Source organism: Pseudomonas sp. KH_050, assembly GCF_057838875.1.
This window is the reverse complement of record NZ_CM174478.1, coordinates 5612489-5629878: the sequence shown is the minus strand read 5'-3', so window position 1 is coordinate 5629878 and position 17390 is coordinate 5612489. Positions and strand designations below refer to the sequence as shown.

Genomic DNA, 17390 nt, shown 5'->3' with positions numbered 1-17390 from the left:
AATTATCGAGCAAGCCTTTAAAAGCAGTCGAAGCCTTCAGGGGCTTCGGCTATTTTTTTGCCTCCCCAGGACACCGTCGTGAGAGATCAGCAGGACACGCTAATTGATCTGCACAATGACCGGACCTTCCGTAATGATCGGCGGTTTCGCCTGGATATTCGAGGCGTTCTTCTGAATCCAGTCGCGCGCGACTTTCGAGCTCTCATCGGTGCCAGCCTTGTCCGTGCAAACAGTCACCGATGTACCGCCATCACCCGTATTTAGCAGTGTGTAGCTTACGAGGCCAGGCACTTTGCGCAGGGTCGCTTCGACGTCGGCGTTTTGCTTTTCCAGAACATCGAAAAGCTGCTTTGCTCCAGCACCCAGGTAGGTTCTTATAACCGCGTACATATTCGTCTCCTTTGAGAGTTACGGTCTTGGTGCCATGGCCGCTATCACTCAGGTTTCAGTTCGCCCCGATTTATTGAGCTTAGCCAAACGCCAGCGACAAGCGACATGCAACGACCACCGGCAGCTGCGGGCCGATTTTTGCCTGTCATGCCAAGTCGGGTCGAAGCGTCAGATCTTCAGCCGGCTTGATGGACTGGCTCTGGGCGTGAAGGGGCGAGGGCTTGTCTGGTTATCTCGTAGACGATGGATCGCCTACAAAAGAAAACCCCGACAAGCACCAAGGCTTGTCAGGGTTCTGGTAACGCAAGGTAGATACAGCCTGTAGCGGTAGATCAGAGTATGAAGTCTGTCGCCACCAGGGTAGTGACGCCTGTGAGCTTGATGGCGAACTCGGCTTCGCTGTCAATATCGGTGTTGCCGTACAGCACACTGTCCTGCAACCTCAGCTGCCCGGCTCCGGTAAAGGCAGTAGTACTGCCGATGAACGAGAAGGCGTCGTTGGTGTAGCCAGTGCTCGTTTTGGCATCCAGCGTCCCCAGGTCGATTATGTCCTGCCCGCGGATGAAGTCAGTGATGACGTCACTGCTCGCACTGGTCGTCCCCATCTCCAACAGCGAGTTGAAGTCGAATGTGTCGTTGCCGGCACCACCGATCAATGTATCGTTGCCTTCACCACCGATAAGCGTGTCGATGCCTGCACCGCCATTGAGCACGTTGGCAACGGCGTTGCCGGTCAGTGTATTGCCCAGGGTATTGCCGGTGCCATTGATGGCCGCCGTACCCGTCAGGATCAGATGCTCGACATTGGCGCTCAGCTCAAAACCGACCGAGGTCTTGATGGTGTCGGTGCCGGCGCCGGAGTACTCGATCACCTGATCGCCGGCATTATCAACGACGTAAGTATCGTTGCCACGACCACCCAGCATCCTGTCCGCACCCGCGCCGCCGGAAATGACGTTGGCACCGCTATTGCCGGCGAGCTGGTTGTTCAGGGCGTTGCCCGTAGCGTCGATATTTGCGCTACCGGAAAGCGTCAGGTTTTCAACGTTGTCCGATAGCCCATAGCTTCCTGAACTGATGACCAGATCGGTTCCGCCCAGGGCTGCTTCCACCACGACGTCCCCAGTATTCTGAACGTAGTAGGTATCGTTGCCAGCCTTGCCTTCCAGGCGATTGTCCAGGCCGTTACCGATCAGGGTATCGTTGTAGAGGCTGCCTATGGCGTTCTCGATCCGTGCCTCGGTAATCTGGGTCATGCCGTCAGTCAAGGCATCAACCAGATTGGAACTGTCTGCCGCCAGCGTCACGACGGTTCCGAAGCCAAGCTGATCGACAAGGTCGTTGTAATAGGATTCGTTGCCTGCGGTGACTGCGAAAACCGGCACTATTCCACTGGCCAACAGCTTGGTCTTGAGCAGTTCAACCGTCGGGTAGTCTTCGAGCTCCAGCAGCGCATCACCGTCATTGGCGGGGTAAGACGAGTCGCCTGCCTTGTGATAGTCAGCATCAGTCATCACTACCGCCACCCGGAAGGATTCGGAGCGAAAACCCAGTTCGGACTGGCGAATGGCGGCCTGCATCAGCGCTTCAATTTGCGACTCCGGGGCGTCGCCGCCACTGCCGATGGTCAGCGCATTGAGTGCGTTGACCAGACTGGTCTGATTGGCGGTCATCGCCAGATCAGTGCGATAGACGTATTCGCCCTTGTCAATGAAGGAGGCCAGGCCGAAACGGTTGTCAGCCTGAACCGAGGACAGGGCGGATACCACCTGGGGCACTAGCGTCTTCACTTTAGCAACGTCGTCGCCAAACGATCCGGAGGCGTCCTGGAGGAAGAGCACGTCGAGTGGTGCGTCTACCGTGCCTCCGGAGGAAAGCGTCACCATCCGTCCATTGATGTTGCTGGTGCTACCAGGCGTGAGATCGATGGTCACACCGCCAGTAGCGCCCGATGCGTCCAGCGTGTCGATACCGGTCGAGTCTTCAACCAGGATAGAGCCAGTGGTGCCGGCAACCACGTAGGTATCGTTGCCTGCGCCACCGCTCAGCGTGTCATCGCCGATCGAGTCTGTCAGACGATCATTGCCCGCATCTCCGTAGAGCTGGTCACTGCCTGCACCGCCAATGAGGTTGTCATTGCCATCGCCGCCACGCAGGGTATTGGCATTGCCGTCACCGGTAAGGCTGTCACTGAATTTGCTCCCTGAGAGGTTTTCAATGTTGCTCAGAGTGTCAGTACCCGACCCGCCAGTAATCTGGCTGGCGCCAGTGACCGCTACCGTGACACCCGCAGTGGCGCTGGCATAACTGACGGTATCGTTGCCGCTGCCCCCATTGATAACACTGTTGCCAACGTTGGCCGAGATCAGGTTGTTCAGTGAGTTGCCGGTAGCGCTCATGGCTCCGGTGCCGACCAATGTCAGATTCTCGATGGTCGTGCGGGTGGCGAGCGAAAAGCTGGCCGTGCTCTGAACGGTATCAACACCTGAAGAGTCGGTGATGACATCGGTATTGGTGTCGACGATGTAGAGGTCGTTGCCATCGCCTCCGTTCAGGGTGTCAGTCCCGTTGCCACCATTCAGGGTATCGTTGCCGGCCAGACCGCTCAGGGTATTATTGCTGGCATTGCCCACGAGCGAATTGTTGCCAGCGTTGCCCGTACCGGTTACCGCGGTACCGGCCAGTGTCAGGTTTTCCAGAGTGGAGCCAAGCGTGTAGTTCTGATAGCTGATGACTTTGTCGGTACCGCCGGTACTGGTTTCGGTGATGGCATCTCCACTATCACGCACCACATAGGTGTCGTTGCCGGCACCCCCGATCATCTTGTCTGCTCCCGCACCACCATCAAGGGTGTTGGCTGCGGCATTACCCGTGATGGTGTTTGCGAGGCTGTTACCGGTGCCATTGATGGCGGCGGTCCCGGTCAGCGTCAGGTTCTCGATGGCTGCATAAGCGGCCAGACTGAGCGTTACCGAGGACTCGATGCGGTCCGTACCGGCCGTATCAGTGATGGTATCGGTCGTGGTATCGACGACATAGACATCGTTACCGTTGCCGCCATTCAGTGTATCGACGCCGCCCTCACCTTTGAGGGTGTCGTTGCCATCACCACCGATCAGCGCATTGTTTGAAGCATTGCCGATCAATGTATTGGCGTTGACGTTACCGGTAGCGTTCTGGGCCGTGCCGGTCAGCGTAATGTTTTCGACATTAAGCAAAGAGGCAATGCTGAAGTTGATACTGCTCTTGACGGTATCGACGCCTTCATTGGCATTCTCGGTGACCTTGTCGCTAACCGTATCGACGACATAGAGATCATTGCCGATACCGCCACTCATCTGGTCGTTAGCCGTTCCACCATCAAGGGTGTCATTGCCATTACCGCCGATCAAAGTGTCGTTGCCAGCCCCACCGATAAGGGTGTCGTTACCGTCATTGCCACTGAGCGTGTTAGCTGCATTGTTGCCGGTAATTATATTGTCGCGCCCATTGCCGGTACCATTAATGGCGGAAGTTCCGGTCAGTGTGAGGTTGGCCTGATGCGCAGCAAGTGTTGTGGTCACGCCGCTGGAAATATCCTGGGTGAAATTGACAAGACCACTCAGTTCGGCCGGACTCATGCCAGCCAAATAGGTGCTGCTAGTCAGCCCTGCGAGCGAACTACCGATCACCTGTGCTCCAGCCGCATCGGTCGCCAGAGCATAGAAATGCATGACAACTTTGGTCTCACCCGCAGCAAGCGTCAGGTTGTAGGCGCTCTGGGGTTGATCAACATCGCCGTAGTTCTGGCTCGTGGCGCTTGGCGAGCCTACACCCCCCGAAACCACATGGACAAGATTGGGAGAGATGGTGTAATCGCGGCTGCCGACGGCAAACCAGTCATCAGCGGTAGTGCGTACGGTGTCACCGCTGCTGGTGGCTGTAATAACAGTGCTGGAATCATAATAAATATTGTCCGTCAGCTGAAGACTGACTGACTGTGCGGTACTTCCGGTATTTTTTACAACTTCCAGCGTGCGGACAAAACCATCGCCGATATAGGTATTACGTGTGATGGAAATACCAGAGGCAGAATCTGTCGCAGTGACTGTCTGCGTATTGGCTGAAACACTGGCGACGGCCCATGGCAAGTAGGTAGATGAAGTTGATCCGCCGATATAAAGGCTTATGGAGCTATTGTCCAAGGTATCACTGTAGTGCCCTGACTTTGTAGCCTGAATCACATCGCCGTCGTTATCGACAGCCCAGGTGTTTCCTGATGCGTCCGTATAATTCAATGCCATTGCCGATGCTCCTTGCTGTTGGATCTTCTGAGTAGAGGGGAATAAGGGACAGATTTATTTATTTGGTAAGTGCTGGGTGCGGTCAATAAATCAGTCCGCTTTCCTCAAGCTTTTTAAGGGCGCTTCGGCGATACAGGTCAGAGGCCATGGGCCTGTCATGAAAACTAGGTTTTTTACGCTCATTAGGGCTTCCATGTTCAAAATATGGGCGATGGGTTGTTCGTTGCAGGGGCTGAAAGCGGCTGTGAAAGGGCTAAGAATATCCCTTGGGATGGCCTTCTGCCATATCTTAGCTGGATTGCCGTGCTTGGGTTTGCAAAAGCGGAAAAGGGGACAGCGGAAAAGGGGATTTATTTTGACCCATCACACTACGTCCCTGATTCCAAAGCGACGTGCTCAAATCCCACTGGGCCTTACAACGCCAACCGCAAGGATTCAGCCTGGCGTGCGCAGTGTCGAAGCTCCTGTGGCGTGCGCCCAACGACCCGCAGGAAGCTTTGGCACATGCGGCCGGCTTCGATGAAGCCATTCAGGCGCGCGATTTCCTCGAACGTCTGCCATCCATCCTCGACTTGCGGTCGTGCTGCCTCCACCCGCAGACGTTCGACCGCCCGTGCCGGTGTCATCCCCGTAGACGATGCGAACGCCCGCCCGAACTGTCGCACGCTCAGGTTCGCGATCTCAGCCAGACGCTCGACCGACAGATTGTCGCCCAGGTGTTCGCGAGCGAAGCTTAGCGTCGTGCGAATGCGGTCCGACCCCGGATCGAAATCCAGCAGCGAAGAGCACTGATACTGGGCGCCAGGTCGCCGGTAGTAAACGATCAGCATGCGCGCGACCGATAGCGCCGTCTCTTTGCCCAGGTCCTGCTCGATCATTGCCAGGCTCATGTCGATGCCGGCGGACATGCCTGCCGACGTCCACATGCCCTCGTCTTCACTCCACATGCGGTCACCATCGACGCGCACCGCCGGATGCCGCGCCTGCAACTGCGGCGCGTAGTACCAGTGGGTGGTTGCAGTTCGGCCATCGAGCAGGCCACTGGCAGCCAACAAAAAGGCGCCAGTGCACACGCTGGCGGTCCTGCGCGAGTGCCTGGAGATGTCGCGAATGGCCGCTGCCGGCTCAGCGATCCATTCGCCCTCAGGGGGTTCGGGTGCACCGACCACCACGAAGGTGTCGAACGCGCAGGGCTGCAATGGCTCAGTGACGACAGGAAGCCCGCAGGCACTGCGGACCATTCCGCCGTCCATGGAAACGACGGTCAGCAAGTAATCGGAGGATGAGCGTTGGCTGGCGTTGGAAAAGACTTCAAGCGGCCCACTCAGATCCAGCAGCACAAAGCCCGGGTAGACCAGAAAACCGATTCGGCGGGCCATGGCTGAAATCCCACGATCAATGTCCTTGACCGAATTAGGCTCCGTTTCTAACGTGATCGTCAATGCGAATCACTGGCGTTCTAGCGGATGCACAACGTGCCGCATTACGACCGTTGTGGTTCCTGCCAGCCAATCAACCGCGAGCGCAGCTTGAGCTGCCGTGCGCTCGTCACACGCCGACAGATGAGGTGGCTGGACCTGACCGGCAGCCGATGGTCTGGTTCGCCAAAGCCTACCTGAAACACAACGAAGATCCGCGGGAGGTAATCCCGGACGTTGAGGCCACTTACTTCGGAGCGCCGATCGACGACCAGTCACTGACCCCCGGCGCCAATCCGCTCATCGGAGCGACCCGCTTCGAGACATGGCTCAAGAACTCTGCCGCTCCGCGCTAGCGGCTAGGCCGGCCGGCAGTTGGCGATCGCGTGCTACAGATCACCAACTGCCAGCCCTCTACGTCCCTGGCGACGCAATCAGAGGTGTTCCAGAAACTCCAGATGAGGAAAGCCACATGCAAATTCATCATCTTTTCGCCCTGCTGCCCCTGGTGTGCACCGGGCTCGTGATGGCCGAGAACAAGGCAGTCTCCGCGCCGCTCCCGACCGTCACTACGGTGATGGTCAAACCGCTTCCCGAGTACCCCGGAAAGGAAGGGCTGATGATCACGGTAGAGTTTCCGCCCGGCGGTGCCGATCCGGTTCATCGTCATGACGCCCATGGCTTCATCTACGTGCTCGAAGGCTCCATCGTCATGGGCGTGAAGGGCGGCAAGGAAGTCACGCTGACACCTGGGCAAAGCTTTTATGAAGGACCAGACGACGTGCACACGGTTGGACGCAACGCCAGCCAGGAGAAGCCCGCCAAGTTTCTGGTGTTCCTCCTGAAGGATGCGAAAAAGCCCGCATTGATTCTAGTCGATTGACCCAAACGATAACGTGGAGCACCACCATGAACAGCACACTAGTTGGTAAGTTCTCAAGCTCAGTCAGCCACGGCACGGTTTCGTTGCTTTCCATCCTGCTGCTGGCTACGGGTTGCGCATATAACCCCGATATAAGACAGGGGCCCGATAATGTTTCCGGGGTAACCGCCAAGGACAACGCGGACTATATAGCCTGCATCAAGGATGATATTCAGGGCGGCATAGAGACCTTTACCGTTGAGGAGAATGGCAAAACCAAACTTTTCATCGGAAGCCTTGATCCCGATAGAGCTTCAGGCCTTGTGGAGCTGTCCGGTTCTGCAGGCGAGAAACACTATTCCGTCCACCAGAGAGACGCCTGGTATGACAAGGGAAGGCTGATCAATACGGCTATGGAGTGTTCCAGGGCTTGAAGCACTTAACATTTTGAGGTGCGATGCAGTGATTACGGACTACGAGCCCTAGTGTGAAGGGCTCGATTGTCCTGATCCGGATGATCAGTACGTTAGATAAGGTCAAGCATAGCCACCACACCAATACCAACAATTATCAGTGCGAGCACTAACCCAATACAATGCAGTCTCTTCAACTTTCGCTTAAGCGGTGCGGGAAAATTTTCGATATCTTCAGTGCTGATGCAGCCGCGTTTCAGATAACCGCGAGGAAACGCGAGGAAGCCAGAAATCCCACCGATCAACATCAATTTTCCCCATGGCCCAGTATGTCGAAGTGAGGCCAAAGTCATAATCGTAGGGCTGTTTTTAAGGTGTTCAAGCATCTCGTCCATCTTAGTAGAAGCCAGGTACAACATGACTCCAATCCAAACGATTCCCCCTCCGAAACCTATTAATCCGACTATCAGAAATATTTTATCCGCGGTGTTCAAACTCACTTGACCACCTCATAAATTTTCTCAGCTATCGCTTCACCGCCTGCCTCACCAATCTTCCCTGCAGCCAAAGAACCGACACCAACCACCACGACACCACACACAAGAGTACCTACACCAGCGGTGGGCACTCCCACTGCGAGACAAATAGTTCCGAGGGCGGGACCCGTTAACACAGAACCTATCACTGCCCCCCCAATGATCCCACCGGCAAAGCTTCCGCCTTCGGTGAATTTGATGCGCTCGCACGCCTCGGTATTACCCGCTGCGCACACGTCCTGGACCTTCATGTAAGAGGCGCCACCACCGATCGCCGTACCAAGCCAGCCGCCATGTTTGACGTACCTGGCCGCTTTGGTCACGCCGTCGATGTGCGTCGCGTAACCCGGTATCTGTTGCGGGGCACCGGCCTGGCTCCAGCGGTGAACCAGACTACGGCTGGAAATACCCAGCGCCGACTTCAGATTGGGATGATCGGGAAAGCCTGTGCCTTTGCGGATTATGGTCGTCAGGTGGGTATCAAGTTTTGCCAGTAGTTGCCTACGTTCGGCGAAAAATTCTGGTGATTTTAGGTGCCCCTCTCTTTGGAAGGTTCGTTGGTGGAGAGCTTCAATGTCTTTCAGTGCCGTTTTCACGTTCTCCAGTTTATTCGCGAACATTGCCTCGCCGATACCGATAGCCGTTGAGCCCCGGGCCAGGAATGTTTCGATTTCGTCACGGTGCCGCGCCATGAAATCTGCCTCTTCCGGCGTCAGCGGTTTAAGCGCGTTATTGACCTTCGCCGCCGCTTCCATCAGCAAGGCTTCTTCACGAGTGCACTGCAAGTTGTTCGGATCGCTCAGCACGATCATTGAGCCAGCTTTGATGTCGCCTGGATCAGGGTTGAGCGCATGAAACTTGCTCATCACGGCCGGGTCGCGCGTGGAGAAAAGCGTAGCTTCCAATGCTTCGCGGGTCATGCTTTTGGGCACAACATAGAAGCCAGGTTCCTGGGCCTCTGCGCTGTTGAACAGCGCTGAAGCTGGATTGCTCGATATAGGGGAGAAACCGGATTGACGCGGCGCTACCGAGCGGCTGGTCGCGGCAGGAGGGGTCGGTTGAGCGGCTCTCCTGGTAGCTTGCGGCGCAGGGCTTGCCTCATTCTGATAGCTGGCTGTGAATATCGAGGGGATCAGCTGAGCTTTACAGGGACAATTACTATGGCTATCCAGCGTGCCAGCCACGGCTTTGCCATGACTGATCATGTACGAAATGCCACCGACGATTTGATAAGTCTTGCCGTCCTTGCCACAGGTGACTCGATCACCATCGCGAGCATGGGCGATGCCAAACATCATGACTCGGGTATCACCATCCAGGACTTTTCCGCCGCAAGTGGTCTTGTCATCCAGGCCAATGAAATATCCCTTACTCATTGGTTTCTACTCCCTCGATAGAGGGCAAAAAATCCTCAGCCATCGATACGCCTTCACGCGCAACGAACAAAGAACCGCCTTGCAATGTATTGATGATCTCGTCGCCATTGCAAAGACGGCTGCCGACCAGCGCTAGATGGCTATTCCCTTGTCCCGCGCCCGTGACGATCTGCGCCGTACCGCCATCGGCATACACGACGTAATCGCCTTTCTGTGCTGCACTTACTGTCTGACCGCTCTCCAATGTGAACACCAGCGGCGCTGCTGCCTGCTGGATCACCCCACCGTCACGGGTTTGACTGCCCTCGGTTGCGACTCGGTAAATCGCGCGAGGGGGATGTTCTTCAGCGTAAGCCCGCTGCTGACGAATGATCGCCATGACTTCGTCGTCAAATCCCGCAAGTTGCTCCTCGGTGAAGGGCGAGTCGTCCAGGCGGCGGAGAAGTTCTGGGGAGACTTTGTTGGTATACAAGGAGTGCAACGGTGCGTTCATTTCTATGGTCCTGATCCTTGGAGGCTTTGGGGCTGCTTTTCCCCTTTACCCTCGGCAAGAGCACTGAGCCGGGCGAATATCGGGGCGATGACGAATAAGACGGTGGGACGCTAGCAGCGTCGCCGCCCCAATGGCAGGGCATCAGGAGCGAACAGGAAATGACGCAAAGAAATAAATCTGTTTCCTACACGACAACCCAGTCATGCCCGCCGAAACTAAAAGCTGCCCGGGGGAAGTGGGAAATGGGAGACGGATTTGTTTCTCGGCTTGTTGGTTTCTTGAAAAAAAACCGGTCTCCTTTGTTGCTGTTGAATCAGCTATTCAGCCGGTTTGACGGACTGATTCAGCGCGTATCGAAGCCCCCTCCCCAAAGGTTCTGCGCTCGGCGCCATTCGCACCAAACCCCTTCAACTCTGGCGCGCCCGCGATCGACGCGGGCGCGCTTGTGCTAACTGTCTACAGCTTCACCGAATGTTCGCGATCCAGCGTCTTTTCGATCAACAACAACCCCAGTTCCATCAGGCTGTATATCGCCAGTGCGAGGTTGCGGTGTTTGCCTTCCAGGTCATCGGAAAGATCCAACGTCAGGGTGCTGGCTGAGCAGAATGTTTCGTAGGTGTGGGCCATCAGGGCTTCGGGGTTGATGTCTGGGGCGACGGTGAAGAATTGGTTGGGGCGCTGGTCGTTGGAGCGCGGTTTGTTTGATGGTGGTGGGGGCAGGTAGTGATCGAGGGCTCGGTAGGCGGCCTCGTGGAGTTTTTTTGAATCGAGGGATTCGTAGGGGGAAACGTTTGGGATTTCGGGGGGATTGGGGGTTACTTTGTACATTCTCTCGGATCCTTAGTTTGGAGTTGCCACCGATTCGCTACTAAACGAAGGGGTGGCAGCTGTACGCAGGTTAGTAGACCGGGGATCCAAGGAACCGGCGCGCCCGAGGGCGCCCTACGCACAGCCACCATCAAATGCAGGTAAAGGGAATACCTGACTGATTGGAGCGCTATGCACCTTGGAAAACCACGAGCTACTAAACCCGATCGCTGATGGGCAGCGACAGGAGAACGTTAGTGGCGTGGGGCAAGGCGCACAAGCGGGCGGATTCTGGGGGATTTGTAGGTAATGGCGCAAGGTGGTGTAGTCAGTGGCGGGGGGTGGAAGGTCGTTGGGTCATGTCGTTTTGTTTGGGCGGCGGGCAGGTGGGGTGGGGGGATGATCAATAGCAGGTCAAGATCAAAAGCAGGATCAGGATCAAAAGATCGCAGCCTGCGGCAGCTCCTACGGGGGGATGTGGTGATTCCCGTTGCGGCGGAGCGCGTCGCAGGGTGTGTTATTGCGGCGATCAGAATCAAAAGATCGCGGCCTTGGGCGGTTAACGCCAAGAGGCCAGAGTAGGTGGGTGTAAAGGATGTAACCGATTTGCGTGTGGTCCCATCATTCACTGAATGTCTTTCAAGTAGTCCTTGAGCGCGATGAGCGGGGCATGAAGCTGCTCCAGGGTCTTAGCAGCGCCGAAATCCGCTGACAACCTATGCAGCTCGCGACCTAGCGGCGTATTGGCACCGCCTACCGCTTTCAGCGCCAAACCCAGGCATTCATCGACTTTAAGCTGGATCGTCTCGACATCACCTCTGCGCACCAGCAAGCCGAATACTTCCTGCTGATAGCTGCTCATTATCGGGTCGTCACGCAGGATCGGGCTTTGACCTTCCGTTTCGTAAGCCAGTTTGAGGGAGAAGAGGGCGACGGTTTCCAGTGGAAGTTCCATGGGGGGAATCCTTGTGAAATGTTCTGCCGGGCGAGGGGGGGCGTGGTGAGCAAGATCAAAAGATCGCAGCCTGCGGCAGCTCCTACACGGGGAGCGGTGGTGAGGCCGGGAGTTTTTTGCGGGCATAAAAAAAGGCCTTGCAATGCAAGGCCTTTCTTGATTTTGGTGCCCCGAGGGAGACTCGAACTCCCACTCCTTTCGAAAACGGATTTTGAATCCGCCGCGTCTACCAATTCCGCCATCAGGGCTCAATGGCGGCGAAGTATAGAGATGAGATTACCGTTGGTCAATCACGTTTCATGGTCAATTTTGACTATTTCCGCTAAACTTCCCGGCCCTGCTAGACGAACTCCATCATGCGCGTTGCTGACTTTACCTTCGAGCTCCCTGATTCCTTGATTGCTCGCCATCCTTTGGCTGAGCGTCGCAGTAGTCGCCTGTTGACCCTGGATGGGGTCAGCGGCGCTCTGGCACACCGTCAATTCACTGATCTGCTCGAGCTTTTGCGCCCGGGCGATTTGATGGTGTTCAACAATACCCGGGTGATTCCGGCGCGGCTGTTTGGCCATAAGGCTTCCGGCGGCAAGCTGGAAATCCTCATCGAACGGGTGCTCGACAGTCACCGCGTGCTGGCCCATGTGCGTTCCAGCAAGTCGCCCAAGCCCGGTTCGACGATCCAGATCGACGGCGGGGGCGAGGCCGAGATGCTGGCGCGCCATGATGCGTTGTTCGAGTTGAAGTTTGCCGAGGAAGTGCTGCCGCTGCTCGATCGCGTCGGGCATATGCCGTTGCCTCCTTATATAGACCGCCCGGATGAAGGCTCGGACCGCGAGCGTTATCAGACGGTGTATGCCGCGCGTTTGGGCGCGGTGGCGGCGCCGACCGCGGGGCTGCATTTCGATCAGCCGCTGATGGAGGCGATTGCCGCCAAGGGCGTCGAGACCGCGTTTGTGACCTTGCACGTTGGCGCCGGGACGTTCCAGCCGGTGCGCGTGGAGCGTCTCGAAGATCACCACATGCATAACGAATGGCTGGAAGTCAGCCAGGAAGTGGTGGATGCAGTGGCGGCCTGCCGGGCCCGTGGCGGGCGGGTGGTGGCGGTGGGCACCACCAGCGTGCGTTCGCTGGAAAGCGCGGCCCGCGATGGCGTGCTCAAGCCGTTCAGCGGCGATACCGATATCTTTATTTTCCCGGGCCGGCCGTTCCATGTGGTCGATGCCCTGGTGACCAACTTCCATTTGCCTGAATCCACATTGTTAATGCTGGTTTCGGCGTTCGCCGGTTATCCCGAAACCATGGCTGCCTATGCAGCGGCCGTCGAGCATGGGTACCGCTTTTTCAGCTACGGTGATGCGATGTTCATCACCCGTAACCCTGCGCCAACTGCCCCCAAGGGTTTGGCCCCTGAGGATCATGCATGAGTCGTATGTCTTTTGAGTTGCTCGCCACTGATGGCAAGGCTCGTCGTGGTCGTCTGACCTTTCCCCGCGGTACCGTTGAAACCCCGGCGTTCATGCCGGTCGGTACCTATGGCACGGTCAAGGGCATGTTGCCGCGGGATATCACCGCCACCGGCGCCGAGATCATCCTGGGCAACACCTTCCACCTGTGGCTGCGTCCTGGCACGGAAGTGATCAAGAAGCACGGCGACCTGCACGACTTCATGCAGTGGAAAGGCCCGATTCTGACCGACTCCGGTGGTTTCCAGGTGTTCAGCCTGGGCGCCATGCGCAAGATCAAGGAGGAGGGCGTGACCTTCGCCTCGCCGGTCGATGGCGCGAAAGTTTTCATGGGCCCGGAAGAGTCGATGCAGGTCCAGCGCGACCTGGGCTCGGACATCGTGATGATTTTCGACGAATGCACGCCGTACCCGGCCGATGAAGACGTGGCGCGGGTCTCCATGGAGCTGTCGTTGCGCTGGGCCCAGCGTTCGAAGAATGCCCATGGCGAGAATACCGCCGCACTGTTCGGTATTGTTCAGGGCGGGATGCACCAGGACCTGCGTATGCGCTCCCTGGAAGGCCTCGACAAGATCGGCTTCGATGGCCTGGCCATCGGTGGTCTGTCGGTGGGCGAGCCCAAGCACGAGATGATCAAGGTGCTGGATTACCTGCCAGGCTTGATGCCCGCTGACAAACCTCGTTACCTTATGGGTGTTGGCAAACCGGAAGATCTGGTTGAGGGTGTGCGCCGCGGTGTGGACATGTTCGATTGCGTGATGCCAACCCGCAATGCCCGCAATGGGCATCTGTTCATCGACACCGGTGTGCTGAAGATCCGCAACGCGTTCCATCGCCATGATGATTCGCCGCTGGATCCGACCTGCGATTGCTACACCTGCCAGAACTTCTCCCGCGCTTATCTGCATCATCTGGACAAATGCGGCGAAATGCTGGGTAGCATGTTGAATACCATCCACAATTTGCGCCATTACCAGGTGCTTATGGCTGGTTTGCGCGAGTCTATTCAACAGGGTACATTGGCCGCCTTTGTCGATGCCTTCTATGCCAAGCGCGGGCTGCCTGTTCCGCCTTTGGACTGAGTTTTCTGACCCTAAGATTCAATATTGCAACTGGAGTGCTAAATGAGCTTTTTTATCTCTAATGCCATGGCTGATGCTGCAGCACCTGCTGCCGGCCCAATGGGCGGTGGTTTTGAGTGGATTTTCCTGGTCGGCTTCCTGGTCATCTTCTACCTGATGATCTGGCGTCCACAGGCCAAGCGCGCCAAAGAGCAAAAAGCGCTGCTGGGCAACCTGCAAAAGGGTGACGAAGTCGTGACCACTGGCGGTATCGCCGGCAAGATCACCAAAGTGGCCGATGATTTCGTGGTGCTCGAAGTTTCCGACCAGGTAGAGCTGAAGTTCCAGAAGGGCGCTATCGCCGCCACGCTGCCAAAAGGCACGCTCAAAGCGATCTAAGTTCCAACTTTTACCAATCGACGGGGCGCGCAAGGCGCCCCGCGTCATAAGCGGGCGGCGTGATGCTGAACAAATACCCTCTGTGGAAATACATACTGATCCTGGCGGTGCTGGCGATCGGCTCTATTTATTCCGCTCCCAATTTATACCCTGACGATCCGGCCATTCAGATCAGTGGTGCAAGTACTGCGCTGCAGGTCTCTCAGGCTGATCTGGATCGGGCGAGCAAAGCGCTCACCGACGCCGGGATCAACGTCAAGGCTGCCAGTCTGGCGGAGAAAGGCAAGGGCGGTTTGTTGCGTCTGAGCAAGCAGGAAGATCAGCTTCCGGCCAAAGACGTCGTGCGCAAGGCCCTGGGTGATGACTATGTCGTTGCGCTGAACCTGGCACAAACCACTCCACAATGGCTGCGCAGCCTTGGCGCGCACCCGATGAAGCTGGGTCTGGACTTGTCTGGTGGTGTGCACTTCCTGTTGGAAGTGGACATGGATAAAGCCCTCGATGCACGCCTGAAAGTCTATGAAGGCGACGTCAAGAGCCTGTTGCGCAAAGAGAAGGTGCGTTATCGCAGCCTGCCGCAACTCGAGGGTGCCATTCAGCTGGGCTTCACTGATGAGGCTACCCGCGAACAGGCCCGTGCGCTGGTCCGCAAGAATTTCAACGATTTTGAAGTGACCGCTGCCGACCTCAATGGTCAGCCGGTGCTGCGTCTGGCGATGACCCCGGCCAAGCTGGCGGAAATCCGCGAATACTCCATCAAGCAGAACTTGACCACGGTACGTAACCGCGTCAACGAGCTGGGTGTTGCCGAGCCTATCGTTCAGCGTCAGGGTGCCAACCGTATCGTGGTTGAGCTGCCGGGCGTGCAGGACACCGCTGAAGCCAAGCGGATCCTCGGCAAGACTGCCAACCTTGAATTCCGTCTGGCCGCCGATGCAGGGGCTTCGAAAGCCAGTTCCGAGTCGTTCGAGTTCCGTGAAGGCGGTCGTCCGCCGGCACAGATCGAACGTGGCCTGATCATCACCGGTGACCAGGTGACCGACGCTCAGGCAGGTTTCGATGAGCAGGGTCGTCCGCAGGTGAACATCAAGCTCGACGGCCACGGCGGCGAGCTGATGAGTCGTTCGACGCGCAGTAACGTCGGTCGCAGCATGGCGGTGATCTTCATCGAGCAACGGCCGGTGACCACCTACACCAAGCAGGTGGTCAACGGTGTCGAGAAAGACGTGCCGGTGCAGACCTTCAAGGAAGAGAAGAAGATCATCAGCCTGGCGACCATCCAGTCGCCACTGGGCAGCCAGTTCCGCATCACCGGCCTGACCGGCCAGGGCGAGTCTTCCGAGCTGGCCCTGCTGCTGCGTGCCGGTGGCCTGGCGGCGCCGATGTACTTCGCTGAAGAGCGCACCATTGGCCCGAGCCTGGGTGCCGACAATATCGTCAAGGGCGTCAATGCTTCCCTGTGGGGCATGCTGTTCGTTTCGCTGTTCATCATTGCCATCTACCGCTTCTTCGGCATCATTGCCACGGTCGCGCTGGCGGTGAACATGGTGATGCTGCTGGCCTTGATGTCCTTGCTGGGTGCGACGCTGACCCTGCCGGGTATCGCCGGTATCGTGTTGACCATGGGTATGGCGGTCGACGCCAACGTACTGATCTTCTCGCGGATCCGTGAAGAGATCGCTGCCGGCATGTCCGTGCAGCGGGCAATCAACGAAGGCTTCGGCCGGGCCTTTACCGCGATTCTCGACTCCAACCTGACCACGCTGTTGGTCGGCGGGATTCTCTTTGCCATGGGCACCGGCCCGGTCAAAGGCTTTGCGGTGACCATGTCCCTCGGGATCTTTACCTCGATGTTCACGGCCATCATGGTGACCCGCGCGATGGTCAACCTGATCTTCGGCGGTCGTGACTTCAAGAAGTTGTGGATTTAAGGGGCTGCCATGTTACGTACAATCAACTTCATGGGCGTTCGCAACATTGCGTTCGGCGTCACATTGCTCCTTACCGTTCTGGCGTTGTTCAGCTGGTTCCAGAAGGGCCTGAACTACGGTCTGGACTTCACCGGCGGTACGCTCATCGAGCTGACCTACGAACGTCCGGCCGATGTCTCCAAGGTGCGTGGCCAGCTGGCTGAGGCCGGTTATGGCGACGCCATTGTGCAGAGCTTTGGTGCGACTACCGATCTGCTGGTGCGCATGCCTGGTGAAGACCCGCAACTGGGTCATCAGGTCGCGCAAGCGCTGCAGAAAGTCGGCGGCGACAACCCGGCCGTGGTCAAGCGCGTCGAGTTCGTCGGCCCGCAGGTGGGTGAAGAGCTGCGCGACCAGGGCGGCCTCGGCATGCTGATGGCGCTGGGCGGTATCATGCTCTACCTGGCTTTCCGCTTTCAGTGGAAGTTCGCGGTCGGTGCCATCGTTTCGCTGATCCACGACGTGGTGGTGACCCTGGGTATCCTCTCGTTCTTCCAGATCACCTTCGACCTGACGGTGCTGGCGGCGGTATTGGCGATCATCGGTTACTCGCTGAACGACACCATTGTGGTATTCGACCGGGTTCGTGAGAACTTCCGGGTGCTGCGCAAGGCGAGCCTGATCGAGAACATCAATATCTCGACCACGCAAACCCTGCTGCGGACCATGGCGACCTCGATCTCCACCTTGCTGGCGATCGCGGCGCTGTTGTTTTTCGGTGGTGACAACCTGTTCGGCTTCTCCATCGCGCTGTTTGTCGGTGTTATGGCGGGTACCTACTCGTCGATCTACATCGCCAACGTGGTGCTAATCTGGCTGAACCTGACCACCGAGGATCTGATTCCTCCGGCCATCACTGAAAAGGAAGTAGACGACCGCCCATAACGGCAAACGTCGCTTCTGGCATCACCCAAAAAGGCGCGAGTATTGAACTCGCGCCTTTTTTTGTGCTCCAAGGCTGGGAGAA

General features: G+C 57.3%; 16 protein-coding genes and 1 tRNA gene. 8 read left to right on the top strand and 9 right to left on the bottom strand.

Annotation, left to right across the window (positions count from 1 at the left end; genetic code table 11):
* Positions 1-99 precede the first annotated feature (99 nt).
* The 3 genes from AC3IUA_RS25865 to AC3IUA_RS25855 form a co-directional block, all read right to left on the bottom strand.
* Positions 100-390, bottom strand: coding sequence for a hypothetical protein (locus AC3IUA_RS25865; protein ID WP_489357675.1), 291 nt, complete (start codon positions 388-390; stop codon positions 100-102).
* A 332-nt stretch (positions 391-722) separates the two neighbouring features.
* The gene (locus AC3IUA_RS25860) at positions 723-4673 is read right to left on the bottom strand and encodes a M10 family metallopeptidase C-terminal domain-containing protein (protein ID WP_489357674.1); all 3951 of its coding nucleotides are present in this window, start codon (positions 4671-4673) and stop codon (positions 723-725) included.
* A gap of 413 nt (positions 4674-5086) precedes the next feature.
* Positions 5087-6052, bottom strand: a complete 966-nt coding sequence (locus AC3IUA_RS25855; protein ID WP_489357673.1) for a GlxA family transcriptional regulator — start codon at positions 6050-6052, stop codon at positions 5087-5089.
* A 62-nt stretch (positions 6053-6114) separates the two neighbouring features.
* Here AC3IUA_RS25855 and AC3IUA_RS25850 point away from each other — a divergent pair, with 62 nt between their 5' ends.
* The 3 genes from AC3IUA_RS25850 (at position 6115) to AC3IUA_RS25840 (ending at position 7387) form a co-directional block, all read left to right on the top strand.
* Positions 6115-6447 (top strand): hypothetical protein, encoded by a 333-nt coding sequence (locus AC3IUA_RS25850; protein ID WP_489357672.1) that lies wholly within the window; start codon positions 6115-6117, stop codon positions 6445-6447.
* 116 nt (positions 6448-6563) lie between these two features.
* Entirely contained in the window at positions 6564-6974 is a 411-nt protein-coding gene (locus AC3IUA_RS25845) for a cupin domain-containing protein (protein ID WP_489357671.1), read from the top strand.
* Positions 6975-7000: 26 nt separating this feature from the next.
* Positions 7001-7387, top strand: coding sequence for a hypothetical protein (locus AC3IUA_RS25840; RefSeq protein ID WP_489357670.1), 387 nt, complete (start codon positions 7001-7003; stop codon positions 7385-7387).
* A gap of 92 nt (positions 7388-7479) precedes the next feature.
* Here AC3IUA_RS25840 and AC3IUA_RS25835 read toward each other — a convergent pair whose 3' ends face one another.
* From AC3IUA_RS25835 to AC3IUA_RS25810, 6 genes are all read right to left on the bottom strand, one after another.
* Positions 7480-7866, bottom strand: a complete 387-nt coding sequence (locus tag AC3IUA_RS25835; protein ID WP_489357669.1) for a hypothetical protein — start codon at positions 7864-7866, stop codon at positions 7480-7482.
* A complete protein-coding gene (locus tag AC3IUA_RS25830; RefSeq protein ID WP_489357668.1) occupies positions 7863-9278 on the bottom strand; it encodes a PAAR domain-containing protein in 1416 nt (471 codons plus the stop codon). Before AC3IUA_RS25830 ends, AC3IUA_RS25835 begins: the two co-directional genes overlap by 4 nt.
* Positions 9271-9771 carry a hypothetical protein gene (locus AC3IUA_RS25825; RefSeq protein WP_489357667.1) on the bottom strand — a complete coding sequence of 167 codons (501 nt, stop codon included), beginning with the start codon at positions 9769-9771 and terminating at the stop codon, positions 9271-9273. The genes AC3IUA_RS25830 and AC3IUA_RS25825 overlap by 8 nt, the downstream gene beginning before the upstream one ends.
* Positions 9772-10227: 456 nt before the next feature.
* Positions 10228-10599, bottom strand: a complete 372-nt coding sequence (locus AC3IUA_RS25820; RefSeq protein ID WP_489357666.1) for a DUF6124 family protein — start codon at positions 10597-10599, stop codon at positions 10228-10230.
* Positions 10600-11203: 604 nt separating this feature from the next.
* Positions 11204-11533 (bottom strand): hypothetical protein, encoded by a 330-nt coding sequence (locus AC3IUA_RS25815; protein WP_489357665.1) that lies wholly within the window; start codon positions 11531-11533, stop codon positions 11204-11206.
* Positions 11534-11696: 163 nt separating this feature from the next.
* Positions 11697-11781: transfer RNA gene (locus AC3IUA_RS25810), tRNA-Leu, on the bottom strand.
* Between the two features lie 108 nt (positions 11782-11889).
* Between AC3IUA_RS25810 and queA the strand changes: the two genes are divergently transcribed.
* From queA to secF, 5 genes are all read left to right on the top strand, one after another.
* Positions 11890-12954, top strand: coding sequence for a tRNA preQ1(34) S-adenosylmethionine ribosyltransferase-isomerase QueA (gene queA / locus AC3IUA_RS25805; protein ID WP_489357664.1), 1065 nt, complete (start codon positions 11890-11892; stop codon positions 12952-12954).
* A gap of 5 nt (positions 12955-12959) precedes the next feature.
* Entirely contained in the window at positions 12960-14075 is a 1116-nt protein-coding gene (tgt, locus tag AC3IUA_RS25800; RefSeq protein ID WP_489362482.1) for a tRNA guanosine(34) transglycosylase Tgt, read from the top strand.
* A 42-nt stretch (positions 14076-14117) separates the two neighbouring features.
* Positions 14118-14453 (top strand): preprotein translocase subunit YajC, encoded by a 336-nt coding sequence (gene yajC, locus AC3IUA_RS25795; RefSeq protein ID WP_150802004.1) that lies wholly within the window; start codon positions 14118-14120, stop codon positions 14451-14453.
* 62 nt (positions 14454-14515) lie between these two features.
* The gene (secD, locus tag AC3IUA_RS25790; protein WP_489357663.1) at positions 14516-16384 is read left to right on the top strand and encodes a protein translocase subunit SecD; all 1869 of its coding nucleotides are present in this window, start codon (positions 14516-14518) and stop codon (positions 16382-16384) included.
* A gap of 9 nt (positions 16385-16393) precedes the next feature.
* Positions 16394-17308: a protein translocase subunit SecF gene (gene secF / locus AC3IUA_RS25785; RefSeq protein WP_489357662.1), complete on the top strand. Its 915-nt coding sequence runs from the start codon at positions 16394-16396 to the stop codon at positions 17306-17308.
* Positions 17309-17390: the final 82 nt, after the last annotated feature.